Consider the following 12,506-nt stretch of genomic DNA (forward strand, 5'->3'; position numbering starts at 1 on the left):
GGCCCCGGGTGGGGGCCCCGCTACCGGCCCGTTCTTTTTTCCGTGGTTTATTCCTCGGGGGGGTGCGGGGCCCCCACCCCCCGGGGGGGCGGGCGCCCCCCGCGCAACCCCTCGACCGGTGGGCCGGGTCTCAGCGACGCGACCCGAAGCTCACCGACTCGACGCCGATCGACTCGGTGTCGAGCTTCGCCTGCTTCCGCTCCGCATCCAGGTCGAGGCTGCGAGCGAGGATCAGGTAGGCAACGGCCGAGGCTGCGAGACCGGCGAACAGCGCGACATCCGCCCCACCCATCGCCTGGGCGATCGGACCCACGTACCAGGCGGTCACCACGAACGGGATCATCGCGACGATGCCGATGGCGTACGCCGTGAGCCCGCGCCAGCCCCAGTTGCCGTAGATGCCGTTCGGCACGAAGATCTGGCCGACCGCGTAGTGTCCGCGACGCACGAAGTAGTAGTCGACGAGGTTCACCGACGTCCACGGCACGAGCACGTAGAGCAGCACGACGAGGAAGCTGCCGAAGGAGGCGAGGAACTCGCCTGTCGAGAGCTCGGCCCCGATCAGCCCGGCCAGCGCGATCACGCTGCACGCGATGATGCGCACGCGGCGGGTCGGCGTGATCGTCTTGAACGAGTCCACGATGGTGATGACCTCGATCGACGAAGCGTAGATGTTCACCGTGATGACCGTGATGAGCGCGGGCAGTGCGGAGAGAAGGAGCCACGTTCCCGATCCGGGCAGGATCGCGTCGGCCGCCTGACGGACGGCCTCGATCGGCGCGGCATCCGTGAACAGCGCTGCGACGAACGCACCGAGCGCCATCAGCCAGACCGCCCCGACGAAGACGCCGGTGTAGGTGTAGAACGTCGCCTGGCGCGGGCTCGTCTGCGGCGGCAGGTAGCGCGAGTAGTCCGACACGTAGGGTGCCCAGCCGAGCGCATAGGCCGCGGCCGCGCCGAACTGCACCAGGAACGCCGGCCAGTTCAGGCCTGCGAGCGAGAACTGGTCCATGGGAAGCGGCAGGAGGAAGATCGCGGCCACCGAGAAGAGGCCGAACGTCGCGAGGAAGAGCCACGTGAGCCACTTCTGCGTGCGGTGGATCCAGTGATAGCCGACGATCGCCAGCGCCAGGGCGAGCGCGGTGATCAGGACGTACCAGAGGTTCGGCGCCTGGATGCCGGTGGTCTGGCTGATGACGTCGGCGGCCAGCAGCTGGTTGAAGATGTTGAACCCGACGATGCTCGCGACGACCACGAGGCAGATCACGACGACGCCGCGGTAGCCGAACTGGGCGCGCGACTGGATCATCTGCGGCAGCCCGAGCTGCGGACCCTGCGCCGAGTGGAACGCCGTGAAGATCGTGCCGACGGCCACGCCGATCGTGATCGCGAGGAGCGAGGTGACCAGGTTCGCGCCGAGCGCGGCTCCCACCATGCCGGTGGCGAGCGTCGTCAGGTTCGCATTGGACATGAACCACAGCGGGAAGAGCATCGTCGGCTTCCCGCGGCGCTCGTCGAGCGGTACCCAGTCGATCGACTTGACCTCGATGGCGGGGCGAGGAGCGGCTGCTGGTGCAGTCTGCGACGGTGCAGTGGACTGGGGGGTCATGGCAGGTCCTTTCGGGCGCGAGGCGCGAGGCGTTCGGAGGTGGGTCAGTAGAGGTCGGGTCGGCGGTCGCCGAAGAGGTCGTTGCGAGGGCTGAGCGCCTTGTCGCCCGGTGTGAGGGTGAGGTCGGCGAGCGCGACACCGTCGTCGGACACCGCGGCGATCCATCCGTCGCCGTCGATCACGGTGGTGCCGCCCGTCCAGGCGACCCCGCGTTCGCTTCCGATGCGATCGGCGATCACGGTCGGCAATCGCGACGACCGCGCCGATCCCATCGCCTGGATGACCTCGGGCGCGTGCTCGCCGTCGGGCCGCGGAACGAGCGGCCAGTTGACGGGCAGCGCCAGCACATCGGCGCCCGCGAGCGCGAGGGCGCGGGGCACCTCGGGGAACTCGTTGTCGTAGCAGATCGCCACGCCGAGCCGCCCGACGGGGGTGTCGAAGACCGCCCCGGCCGAGTCGCCCACTTCGAACAGCTCGCTCTCGCGATCCCAGAGGTGCGCCTTGCGGTACTGGCCGATGATCGCGTCGGCGGTGAGCACCACGGCCGAGTTGTACAGGCGGTCGCCGTCGCATTCGAGGTAGCCGAGCACGGCGACGACGCCCGAGGGCAACGCGGCACGGAGCGCGTCGAGACGCGGGTCGTCGCGGGTCAGGGCCGCCTGCGCGGCCTCTGCGACGTCGTCGAACAGGTAGCCGCTCGTCGCCAGCTCCGGCAGCACGATCAGCCGGGCACCGGATGCCGCGCCGCGGTCGAGTGCGGTCCGGATCCGCTCGAGGTTGCCCTCGACGTCGCCGATCCGGATGTCGACCTCGAGCGCCGCAGCGCGGAGTGGAACGGTCATGCCGGCACCTGTTCCGTGGCCTCCAGCCGAGCGAGGCGGAGGGTGGCGGTCGCGTCGTGGGCGGACATCCCCTCGGACTCGGAGATGACATGCGTCGCCTCCGCGACGAGGGGGGTCGCGTCGCGGTCGATCCGCTGCCAGGTCAGCGGCTTGAGGAACCTCGAGACCGACAGCCCGGCGCTGTGCTTCGCCCCGCCGGCGGTGGGCAGCACGTGGTTCGTGCCCGCCACGCCCTTGTCGGAGTAGGCGACGGTACTCCACGGGCCGAGGAACAGGGAGCCGTAGTTCGACAGAGCCGCCGCGTAGAAGTCGTCGTCGCCCGTGAGCACCTCGAGGTGCTCGGGGGCGAGGTCGTCCATGAGTTCGACGGCGGTCTCGCGGTCGGGTGCGACCGTGATGGAGCCGTAGTCGCGCCAGGCTGCGCCGGCGATCTCGGCGGTCGAGAGGTCGACGAGCTGGCGGTCGACCTCGGCGGTCACCTCGTCGGCGAGCGCACGGCTGGTGGTGATGAGCGCGGCGGGTGAGTTCGGACCGTGCTCCGCCTGGCCGAGCAGGTCGGCCGCGACCATCACCGGGTCGGCCGTCTCGTCGGCGATGACGGCGACCTCGCTCGGACCGGCGAGCAGGTCGATCGAGACGGTGCCGAAGAGCTGGCGCTTCGCCTCGGCGACGTAGGCGTTGCCGGCGCCGACGAGCATGTCGACGGGCTCCTCGATGAGGCCGAACGCCATCGAGGCCAGCGCCTGCACGCCGCCGAGCACGTAGACGGCGTCGACGCCCGAGAGGTACGCGGCGTAGAGCACGGCGTCGTTCGGTCCGCCGTCGGGCTGGGGCGGCGTGCAGGCGATGACGCGAGGCACTCCGGCCTCCTTCGCGACGCCCACGGTCATGAATGCGGAGGCGGTGAGCGGGAATCGCCCGGCGGGGAGGTACGCCCCGACCCGGCCGACCGGCACGTAGCGCACGCCCGTGCGCACCCCGGGAGCCGGCTCGAACTCGAAGTCCTGCAGGTGCGCGCGGTGCTCACGGGCGAATGCTCGCGTCCGCTCCGATCCCAGTTCGATGGCCTCGCGCAGCGCCGGGTCGAGGCGGTCGCCGCTGGCGGCGATCCGCTTCCCGTCGAGCTCGAACGAGCCGCCCGTCCAGTTGTCGAGCCGCTGCGCGTAGTCGCGCACGGCGTCGAGGCCGCGCCGCTCGAGGTCGGCCAGCATCTCGCTGACGCGGGCGATGACCGCCGGGTCGCGCTGCGCAGCGGGGGCATCGACTGCGGGGACCTTCACGCGCTGGATGCGGTCGGCATGACGGGCGAGGACGGCAGAGGTGTGACGCATGCCGGTCATGTTAGGCAGGCCCGAAACCGAAGGACAACCCTGAGAACACCACTGAATACCATAGGCTTTCCCTATGCGAATCTCGCAGCTCCGCGCCTTCATCGCCTCCACGGAGGGCGGGTCGTTCACGGCCGCGGCCCGTCGGCTCGGCCTTGCGCAGCCGACCGTCTCCGAACTCGTCCGAACGCTCGAAGACGAGTGCGGGCTGAAGCTGTTCGTGCGCGGCGGGCGCACGCTGCAGCTCACCGCCACCGGCGAGTCCTTGCTGCCCTGGGCGCGGCGCGCGGTCGAAAGCGTTGCCGGCGCGGAGGACCTGGTCCGCTCGCTTCGAGGGCTCGACGGCGGCGTTGCCTCCTTCGGCGTGCTCCGCAACGCGGACTTCTACTTCCTCTCGTCGCTCGCCGAGGAGTTCCACCGCGCCCACCCGAACGTGCGCATCCGCCTCGTCGGGCAGAACTCGGTGAGCGTCGCGCAGGCCGTACGCGCTGGTGAGCTCGAGGCGGGCTTCATCGTGCTGCCCGTGCCGTCCGACGGGCTCGACGTGCGCCCGATCCGCCGTGACGAGGTGCTGTGGGTGAGCGCGGATCCCGCCCGAACGGCCGAGCCCATGACCATCGAGCGGATTCCCGGGGCGCCGCTGATCCTGTACGACGCGCACTACGGATCGGACGACCCGACCCGGCGTCAGCTCGCCGACCGCGCGCTGGCCGCCGGCGTCGAGCTCGATCCCGTGATCGAGGTGGAGAACGTCGAGGCCGCCCTCTCACTCGTCGGGAGAGGCCTCGGCGAGACGATGGCCGCACGCGCCGTCGTCTCGAGCCCGACGTTCCCGGCCGAGCTGCTGACCACGCCCTTCGCCGAACCCCTCTACGACGTCATCGCGCTCGTCACCCGCACGGGCAGCACCCTCTCACCGGTCACGGAAGCGCTGGTGTCGACCGCCCTCCAACTGCTCCGACCGGCCGACCGCGGCTCCGTCCGCCCGTAGCACTCGCTGCTCAGCCGCCCGTCGGAGCGTGGCACAGCCGTTCGCGCACCCAGCCCGCGGCATCCGCTTGGGTCAACCCGCCGGAACGCACGAGCCTGACGAACTCGATGGCCTCCTCGCTGAGCCGCCCGTCGGCGGTGTCGGGGGCATCGCGCAGCATGTGCACGGTGAGCCACTGCGTCAACGATCCGCCCAGACGCGTCGCCACGGCGACGGTCCCGGCGAAGTGCCGTGCCTGCCCGTCGGTGTCATCGTCCACGGCGCGACGGAAGCCACGACCGCGCAGGCGATCGCGGCCGCCGGATGCCGCGTCGAACAGCCAGATGGGTCCGCGACGCACCCCGGCCACACGTCCCAGCTCCTTCAGGAACCGGCGGCTCGAGTACCCACGGGCCGCGAGTCGATCGATCGATTCGGCGAGCGCTGCGCAGGCATCCATCACGTCACTGTATGGCGGATACAGTGAGCGCAGCGCATCCCCGACCCTACGAACCGGAGACCGATGAAGCTCACCGCCCGACGGGCCGCTGCTGGGATCGCCACAGCGACCCTGCTCACGTTGACCGGCTGCACCTTCGGAACCACGCCGACGCCATCACCCACCGCCGACGCAAGGCCCGCGAGCCCGACGCCGACCGCGGAGCCCGAGCCGATCGATCCGCTCACGACGGTGACCGAGATCGTCGTGCGTCCCGAGCAGCTGGAACTCCTCGACGCGCAGGGCGCAGTGGTGACGACCCTCTCCTACGACGCAGAAGCGGCGGCATTCCTCGGTGCCCTCGAGACCGTCCTCGGGGCGACGCCCGTGCCGACCGAGTACGGCGCCAGCATCGAGACGCCCGCCCGCACCGAGTACCAGTGGGACGGGCTGATGGTGACCGACGACCATGAGGAGGTCGTGTCCGAGAACGGATACGGGGACTACGGCCAGATCGACCTGAACGTGAGCGTGTACTTCATGGCCCCCACGGTGGGCAGCGGCGTGATCGTTCGGACGGTGAACGGGTACCAGCCCGGGAGCGATGCCCAGGCGCTCGCCGCCGAGCTCGGTGAACCCTGGTCCGGCAACGGCTACGACCAGGTGCGTGTCGAGACCGGTGAGCCGATCGGCGAGCAGCAGCCCTACAGCGAGTACGAGAACGCGTACTCGGTCGCCATCAACACCTGGGAGTGGAAGGGCGCGTCGAACACGATCTTCGCCCCGTGGAACTTCGGGATCGGGCACGTCTGACGTGTGACGAGCACGGTCAAGCTGACGCGCCGCCGCCTTCGACCGCGACGATCCGATGGTCCTCGGCGTGCGTGAGCTCCGTGCGCAGGAACAGCTCGTCGGTCGGCAGCCGCAGGTCGAGCCGAGCGAACGCGGCCACGCGCAGCTCCCCGGCGTCGACGGCGAGGTCGAGCACGTGGCCGCCGAGGCCCCGGTCCTCGCTGAGGAAGTGCAGGTGCAGCCCGGCGACGGCGATCCCCTGGTAGATCGCGGGCGTCCAGAACCCGACGACGGTGCCCCGGATGCCGCGCGCCACCGTCTCGACCTGCTGGCTCGTCACGTCGGCGAGCCGCGGGAACGGGTGGTGCTGCCGCGGCGTCACGCGCACGCGCACGTCCGACAGCACGCCGTCGAATCGCACCGCGTGGAAGAGGTTCCGGCTCGCGAGCCTCCCCTCGACGGATGCCGCGAACCCCGCGAAATCCCGCTCAAGCAGGTCGGCCGCAGGCATGTCGGGGAAGCGGCATACGATCGCGAACGGGAGGATCTCGTCGCCGCCCATCACCACCGGCGGACCGTCGAGCGTGCACTCGATCGCTGAGCCGTCGAGGATGACCACCTCGCCGCCGAGGTGGTCGACGCAGCCGAGCCCGAAGTCGCCGATCGCGGTCGCCTCGTCGACCCGGATGCCCGACTCGTAGGCGCCGGCGAGCAGCGCGTCGAGCACCGCGAACTGCGTCACCGCGGCATCCGTCTGGTGGATCGGAGTCGTCACGGTCGGATCGTACTCCGGCCCTTCGCCCGACGGATCACTCGATCACGGCGAGGCATCGGCGTAGCGTGGCCGGGGAGACGCAGCATCCGACGAGGGGGTTCGACGATGGCCGACGTGACACCGATCCAGGCGTGCCTGTGGTTCGACGACAACGCGCGCGAGGCGATGGAGTACTACGTCGAGGTGTTCCCCGACTCGCGCATCAACCGCATCGACGAGTATCCCGACGAGTCGCTCGACGAGAACTTCCAGGGGATGTCGGGCAAGGTGCTGAACGGCCAGTTCACGCTGAACGGCGTGGACTTCACCTGCCTCGACGGCGGGCCGATCTTCCGGTTCAACGAGTCGATCTCGTTCATCGTCTCGTGCGCCGACCAGGCCGAGATCGACTACTACTGGTCGAAGTTGTCGCACGTCCCGGAGTCCGAGCAGTGCGGCTGGTGCAAGGACCGCTTCGGCCTGAGCTGGCAGGTCATTCCGGCGAACATGGGCGAGCTCACGCGCACGCCCGCGCAGATCCAGGTGATGATGCAGCAGAAGAAGATCGTGATCTCGGAGCTCGCGAACGCCTGACGCGAGACCCGGTCGAGCGGATGCCGCGGGCCCGCGGCTCAGCGCAGCTGCTCGTCGTGCGCCGCCAGGTCGGCGGCCCGCTTCGCGAACTCGAGCGTGACCTCGGTGATCGCACCGCAGTGCTCGCAGACGACGACGTACTGACGCGAGAACGTGAAGAGCGGGAGGAAGAAGACCCAGAGCCGGCTGCCGGTCTCGATGATGTGCTGCGCCGCGTCCTCATGGCAGCGATCGCAGTGGAAACGCGCCACGGCGAGCTCCCGCTCACGCGGGAACACGCCGATGAACAGGAACATGCTCCAAGGCTACGGATCGGGGCTGGGAGTCACGACCTGTTTGCGTACAGGGATCGGCACCGTGCAGAGTGCAGGACATGACTGGCGGCGGCATCTGTTCGGAGGATGAGGTGGGCGCAGCGCTGCTGCGGATCGTGCGCGAGGCGCCGGTGCCGTCGGGTCCCCTCCGCGACGACGGGATCGTGGACGCCATACCCGAGCTCGCGGCCCTCGCGAGGACGCCGCAGGACGCGTACTGGCACCCCGAAGGCGACGTGCTCGTGCACTCCATGTGGGCGGCCGACCTCGCGGCCGGGTACTCCGACGAGGACGATGTGGATGCCGAACGACGGATGCTCCTCGTGTTCGCGTCGCTCTTCCACGACGTCGGCAAGCCCGATACGACTCGGCGCATCGACGGTCGGATCAGCTCGCGCGGGCATGCCGAGCGCGGTGCCGAGCTGATCCGGTCGATGGGTCGCCGACTCGACCTCCCCGATCCGCTCGTTCGGGCTGCCGCCGCCATCACGGAGACGCACATGGCGCACATCTCCGTGCACGGCGAGCCGAGCGCGCGAGCGGTGCGGCGACTGCAGGCTCGACTCGCGGCCGCCGGCACCTCGCTCGAGGACTGGGCCGTCGTCGTCCGCTGCGACGGCGAGGCACGTGGGGCGGCCGCCCGCCCCGACGCATCCGTGCCGTGGCTGCGCGTCGCGCGCACGCTCGCGCGCTGAATCGGACTACTCGATCAGGCAGAGCGCTCCCGCCGGCTCGTCGGTGACGCATTCGTTGTCGAGCCAGGTGTTCGACAACCCGTCGGCCGGATTGGCATCGGTGATGTCGCTCGCATCGAAGAGCGCGTTGCCGTGCATGGTGTTTCCGCGCAGGTCGTTTCCGATCGAGAGAGCGCCCTGCAGGCGGATGCCGTAGGTGCCGTTGTCGGAGGAGAGATTGCCACGCAGCACGTTGTTCGGGTTGTTGTTGACCAGCGTGATTCCGGCAGATCCGCTTCCGGATACGACGTTGCCGGTGATCACGGCGCCCTGGAGTGATCCTGCGCCCACCGCCACGCCGAATCCCGCGATCGCGCCGCTCGGGAGGGTGGCGCGGATCCCCGAGACGGTGTTCCCACGAATGACGACGCCGGTGCTTCGCGCCAGCGGGATGTTGCTGCTCGTCAACGTCGTCGCGATGCCACTCGCCGCGGTCGGCAAGGTGGTGAATCCGCCCTCCACGACGTTGTCGATGACCTCGACGTTCGTGCTCGCTCCCGAGATCCAGATGCCTCGTTCACGCACCGACGCGACGTGGTTGCCCGCGATGCGCGCATCACGGGAGTTCTCGACGAGGATCCCGTATCGGCCCACCTCCACGACATTCTCGCGAACCGTGACGTCCACGGCCGCGCGATAACTCCAGCCGATCTCGAACCCGGCCACGAGCGTCCTGAACGCCGTGTTCCCCACGAGCACCGCGTCGTCGAGGACCATCCGCTGATTGGCGACCGCCCACTCGTTGTCGCGCAGGCAGTTGTTGTCGAGTCTCGTCGGCAGGTCACCGCTGCTGCCGAGCTCGACGCCGAGCGTGTTCGAGCGGATCAGGTTGTGATGGATGCGGTAGCCCGAGTGCGCGTCACTCGTCGCCACCGCCGGGGTGTACACCGGATAGTTCGCAGCCGGAGGGACCGTGATGATCGCGGCGGTGTCGTCGATCACCCCCTGCACGACGAACCCGGCCAGCTCGGCGCCGTCGGCGTCCAGCACGACGAGCGGGTCGGTCGCCTCGGTCGTTGCCACGTTCGGCTCGAGCACGGCGACCTGCGTGGTGTCGAGGTCCCCCGGAGTGGTCGGTGCCGCGGCGAAGCAGTCGAGCCGGCTCACGGCGTCGACGGGCCCGACGAGCGTGACCGACTTCGTGATATGCAGTGGTTCCCGATACACGCCGGGGCACACCTGGATGCGATCGCCGTCGACGGCGTGATCCAGGGCATCGGCGATGCTGGTGTACGCGGCGGATCCGCATTGGGCGCCGTCGTCGTCGACCACGAGCGGCTTCGCCGCCCAAGCCGCCGACCCGCCCAGCATCGGCACGACGAGTGCACAGATTCCGACCGCGACTGCGACGGCGCGACGACCGCGACGAACGCGAGCGGATTCGGATTCGGATTCAGGCTCAACGAAAGACATGACTTCCCCCCATAGCGAAGCATTCGATTCGAGCTGCGAGATCGGACTTCGCGGCGACTGCCCCCAAGCGCCGCGAGGATTCCTCGCATACGGGTATGATCCTCCGTTTCGGCCGCGGGCGTCAACGACGAGTTGAGCCGCCGGCATCATCGTCACCAGCCGACACACGGCCACCGCTGGGCGCGAGAATCGAAGGATGAGCACCACCACCGACGACCACGCCAGCTTCGACGCAGAGGTCGCGGTGATCGGCCTCGGCGCGGTCGGGTCGAGCGCCGCGTGGCGGCTCGCCGCGCGCGGGGTCGACGTGATCGGGTTCGAGCAGTTCGAGCCCGGGAACGCGTGGGGCGGATCCACGGGCAGGACGCGCCTGTTCCGGGTGGCGTGCCTGGAGCATCCGGGGCTCACGCCCATCGCGCGGCGCGCCCGCGACCTGTGGCGCGAGCTCGAGGCATCCGCTGATCGGTCGCTGTTCTTCGAGACCGGCGGCCTCATGATCGGACCGCCCGACTCGCACATCATCGAGGGCACGCTCGCGGCGGCCGAGGCCCACGACCTGCCCGTCGAGCGGCTCGACGCCGACGAGATCGCGAGCCGCTTCCCGGCGCACGCCCGCACGAATCCGGGCGACGTCGGGGTGTGGGATCCCGAAGCCGGCATCCTGCGCCCCGAAGCGGCGATCGTCGCGGCGGCCGAGGCCGCCCGAGCGGCGGGGGCGCGCATCCTCACCGGCACCCGCATCGTCGCGATCGAGCCCGACGCCGACGGCGTCACGGTGCGCACGGATGCCGCGGAGTTCCGCGTGCGCCGGGTCGCCGTGACCGCGGGCCCGTGGATCACCCGTTTCGTGCCCGACCTGCCGCTCACGCCGCACCGCGTGATCATGACGTGGTTCCGCGCCCGCGAAGGACACGATGCGAATCTCGACGCGCTGCCGGTGTTCATCCGCAGCGTGCCCGGGCACGACACGTGGATCTGGGGGCACGGCATGGTGCCGGCCGAAGGTCCGGCCTCGAAGGAGGGCTTCGGCGGGTTCGACGCGAAGGTCGGGCCCGAGTTCGACGGCCCGTTCGTCGCCGACGACCCCGACGCGATCGACCGCACCGTGCATCCCGGCGAGACCGACGGCATCCGCGACCTCGTCGCCGCGACGTTCCCCGACCTCGAGCCCGAGCCGTCGGGCGTGACGACCTGCATCATGACGCACACACCTGACGCGTTGTTCGTCGTCGGCGCCACGGAGCATCCGCGCGTCGTCGTCGGCGGCGGCTGCTCGGGGCACTCGTTCAAGCACGCGTCGGCGCTCGGCGAACTCGTCGCGCAGTCGGTCGTCGGCGAGGAGCACTTCACGGATGCCGCGTTCCTCGACCCGCGGCGGTTCAGCGGCTGAGGCAGCGCGACACCTGCGACGAGGGGCGCTCGACCTCACCGAGCCCGCGCCGAGACCCCCTCGAGCTCCTCGAGCAGCGCCGAGTCGTTCGCATCGCGCGCGATCGCCTGCCCCAGCTCACCGGCCGCCGCGCGGTAGCGGGGATCGTCGAGCACCGTCTCGACAGCCCGAGCGATCCGCGCGCTCGAGGCGCTGCGCGGCACGGCGACGCCGGCGCCGCGGGACGTGACGCGCACCGCGTTGTCGGCCTGATCGCGTCCGTGATGCAGGATCACGAGCGGCTTGCCTGCGGCGAGCGCCTTGATGACCGTGCCGTGGCCGCCGTGCGTGACGACGACGTCGGCGAGCGGCAGCACGTCGCGATGCGGCGCGGATGCCACGACGACCACGTTCTCGGCCGCGGGAATCGCCTGCGGCGACACGGCCGGCCCCGTCGTCACGAGCCCGCGCACCGGCAGGCCGCCGAGTGCGGCGGTGATCCGCTGCAGGCAGTCCACGTGGTTCTGGAACGTCGACGACATGGCGACGACCACGAGCGGCGCGTCGCCCGGCGGGAGGCGCCAGTCCGCGGCATCCGCCCACGCAGGATCGTCGAGGATCGGCCCGACGTACCGCGCGTTGTCGGGGAGGGTGGCCGGGAAGTCGAAGGCCGCCGACGTGAGCACGAGCTGGCGGCGGGCGGCGCCCATCTGCTCCCAGAGCGTCGAGACGGCATCGAGTCCGTGCGCCGTGCGGACCCCGTTGAGGTCGCCCAGCGCGTACCGATCGATGAGGGCCGCGCTCGCCCGGCGCATTCCGGCGTCACGGGCGCGCCCGAGCGGACCACGGGCGGGCCGCAGGCCGGCACCGAACGGCGGCATGCCGTCGGCGGGCAGCACGTAGACGTTCGGCATGAGCAGGTCGAAGGGCACGTCGCGCGACTCGGCCGCGATCATCGCGCCGAGTCCGAAGCCCGACGTGATCACGAGGTCGGGCTCGAGCTCGTCGATCGCGGCGCCGGTCTCGTCGGCCTGCGCGGGGGCTGCGCCGACGAGCATGTGCTCGGCCATGCCACGGGCCTGCGCCATGGGGCTGCGCAGCTCCCAGTCGCGGAACTCCGTGCTCCGTCGCGTCCACGTGCGCACCTCGGCGCCGGTCGCCTCGACCGTGCTCGCCATCGAGTCGTCGGCGAGGACGATCACGCGGTGCCCGCGCTCGGCGACGCGGCGGACGACGCCGACCTCGGGCGGCACGGTGCCACCGGCATCCGTCAACGCGAACAGGTAGGTGCGCGGCGGGTTCGGAGTCATCGGCGATCGCCCTCCCGGGTCGGATGCCGCCGAGCGTA

At 70.5% G+C, this 12,506-nt stretch carries 13 protein-coding genes; 5 read left to right on the top strand and 8 right to left on the bottom strand.

The genetic code is table 11. From position 1 onward, the window contains the following. Positions 1–130 precede the first annotated feature (130 nt). Genes ACWGO8_RS04035 through hisD form a run of 3 tightly spaced genes read right to left on the bottom strand, consistent with a single transcriptional unit; the run spans position 131 to position 3,782 of the window. Positions 131–1,609 (bottom strand): purine-cytosine permease family protein, encoded by a 1,479-nt coding sequence (locus ACWGO8_RS04035; protein WP_452041841.1) that lies wholly within the window; start codon positions 1,607–1,609, stop codon positions 131–133. A 44-nt stretch (positions 1,610–1,653) separates the two neighbouring features. Continuing rightward, entirely contained in the window at positions 1,654–2,451 is a 798-nt protein-coding gene (locus ACWGO8_RS04040) for a nitrilase-related carbon-nitrogen hydrolase (RefSeq protein ID WP_452041842.1), read from the bottom strand. Next, a complete protein-coding gene (gene hisD, locus ACWGO8_RS04045) occupies positions 2,448–3,782 on the bottom strand; it encodes a histidinol dehydrogenase (RefSeq protein ID WP_452041843.1) in 1,335 nt (444 codons plus the stop codon). The genes ACWGO8_RS04040 and hisD overlap by 4 nt, the downstream gene beginning before the upstream one ends. Before the next feature lie 73 nt (positions 3,783–3,855). On the opposite strand from hisD, the gene ACWGO8_RS04050 reads away from it, so the two are divergent. Then, positions 3,856–4,770 carry a LysR family transcriptional regulator gene (locus tag ACWGO8_RS04050; protein WP_452041844.1) on the top strand — a complete coding sequence of 305 codons (915 nt, stop codon included), beginning with the start codon at positions 3,856–3,858 and terminating at the stop codon, positions 4,768–4,770. 10 nt (positions 4,771–4,780) lie between these two features. Here ACWGO8_RS04050 and ACWGO8_RS04055 read toward each other — a convergent pair whose 3' ends face one another. Then, entirely contained in the window at positions 4,781–5,209 is a 429-nt protein-coding gene (locus ACWGO8_RS04055; RefSeq protein WP_452041845.1) for a hypothetical protein, read from the bottom strand. A 63-nt stretch (positions 5,210–5,272) separates the two neighbouring features. Here ACWGO8_RS04055 and ACWGO8_RS04060 point away from each other — a divergent pair, with 63 nt between their 5' ends. Beyond that, entirely contained in the window at positions 5,273–6,001 is a 729-nt protein-coding gene (locus ACWGO8_RS04060) for a hypothetical protein (RefSeq protein WP_452041846.1), read from the top strand. 16 nt (positions 6,002–6,017) lie between these two features. On the opposite strand, the gene ACWGO8_RS04065 is transcribed toward ACWGO8_RS04060, so the two are convergent. Next, entirely contained in the window at positions 6,018–6,755 is a 738-nt protein-coding gene (locus ACWGO8_RS04065; RefSeq protein ID WP_452041847.1) for an acetolactate decarboxylase, read from the bottom strand. Positions 6,756–6,860: 105 nt separating this feature from the next. On the opposite strand from ACWGO8_RS04065, the gene ACWGO8_RS04070 reads away from it, so the two are divergent. Continuing rightward, positions 6,861–7,328 carry a VOC family protein gene (locus ACWGO8_RS04070; protein WP_452041848.1) on the top strand — a complete coding sequence of 156 codons (468 nt, stop codon included), beginning with the start codon at positions 6,861–6,863 and terminating at the stop codon, positions 7,326–7,328. Positions 7,329–7,366: 38 nt separating this feature from the next. Here ACWGO8_RS04070 and ACWGO8_RS04075 read toward each other — a convergent pair whose 3' ends face one another. Further along, positions 7,367–7,624, bottom strand: a complete 258-nt coding sequence (locus ACWGO8_RS04075) for a zinc-ribbon domain-containing protein (protein ID WP_452041849.1) — start codon at positions 7,622–7,624, stop codon at positions 7,367–7,369. Positions 7,625–7,734: 110 nt separating this feature from the next. Between ACWGO8_RS04075 and ACWGO8_RS04080 the strand changes: the two genes are divergently transcribed. Next, positions 7,735–8,337: an HDIG domain-containing metalloprotein gene (locus tag ACWGO8_RS04080; RefSeq protein ID WP_452041850.1), complete on the top strand. Its 603-nt coding sequence runs from the start codon at positions 7,735–7,737 to the stop codon at positions 8,335–8,337. A gap of 6 nt (positions 8,338–8,343) precedes the next feature. Here ACWGO8_RS04080 and ACWGO8_RS04085 read toward each other — a convergent pair whose 3' ends face one another. Next, a complete protein-coding gene (locus ACWGO8_RS04085) occupies positions 8,344–9,999 on the bottom strand; it encodes a right-handed parallel beta-helix repeat-containing protein (protein ID WP_452041851.1) in 1,656 nt (551 codons plus the stop codon). On the opposite strand from ACWGO8_RS04085, the gene solA reads away from it, so the two are divergent. Next, positions 9,986–11,179: an N-methyl-L-tryptophan oxidase gene (gene solA / locus ACWGO8_RS04090; RefSeq protein ID WP_452041852.1), complete on the top strand. Its 1,194-nt coding sequence runs from the start codon at positions 9,986–9,988 to the stop codon at positions 11,177–11,179. The two genes, ACWGO8_RS04085 and solA, sit on opposite strands and share 14 nt — an antisense overlap. A gap of 35 nt (positions 11,180–11,214) precedes the next feature. Here solA and ACWGO8_RS04095 read toward each other — a convergent pair whose 3' ends face one another. Continuing rightward, positions 11,215–12,468: a glycosyltransferase gene (locus ACWGO8_RS04095; RefSeq protein WP_452041853.1), complete on the bottom strand. Its 1,254-nt coding sequence runs from the start codon at positions 12,466–12,468 to the stop codon at positions 11,215–11,217. Between the last annotated feature and the right edge of the window lie 38 nt (positions 12,469–12,506).

The sequence above is a fragment of the Agromyces sp. NPDC055661 genome (assembly GCF_053618135.1).